Raw genomic sequence first — 313 nt, 5'->3', positions numbered from 1 at the left:
TGCACAGGCGGCGGTTGGTGTCGTCGCAGCGTGCGTAGATGTCGGCGCAGTTAGCGAGCAGGTTGAGGGCGTCTTCGAGGTGGGCTCTGGCGTCGGCGTACTCGCCGTGGTGGGCGTCGATGCGGCGGTTGACTTGGTGGAGCTCGCCGAGGATGCGGTCTTGCTCGCGTTTGAGCAGGTCCAGTGGGATCGCGTCGGCGTAGTGGGCGTGCAGGAGACGTTCTTGTTCGTGCTGGAGCCGGTCACGGTTGGTGGTGAGCTGGTTCAGCTCGTCGGTCTCGTCGGCCATGAGCCGGTCGAACTCGTGGTGCAA

General features: G+C 65.2%; 1 pseudogene. It reads right to left on the bottom strand.

Going from position 1 to position 313, the window contains the following annotated elements:
- A pseudogene (locus tag N864_RS23225) lies at positions 1-289 on the bottom strand (recombinase family protein); the annotation flags it as partial.
- Positions 290-313: the final 24 nt, after the last annotated feature.

This window comes from Intrasporangium chromatireducens Q5-1 (genome assembly GCF_000576575.1).
In the GTDB taxonomy this organism is placed as follows: Bacteria; Actinomycetota; Actinomycetes; order Actinomycetales; family Dermatophilaceae; genus Intrasporangium_A; species Intrasporangium_A chromatireducens.
This window is presented reverse-complemented; position numbering and strand designations above follow the sequence as displayed.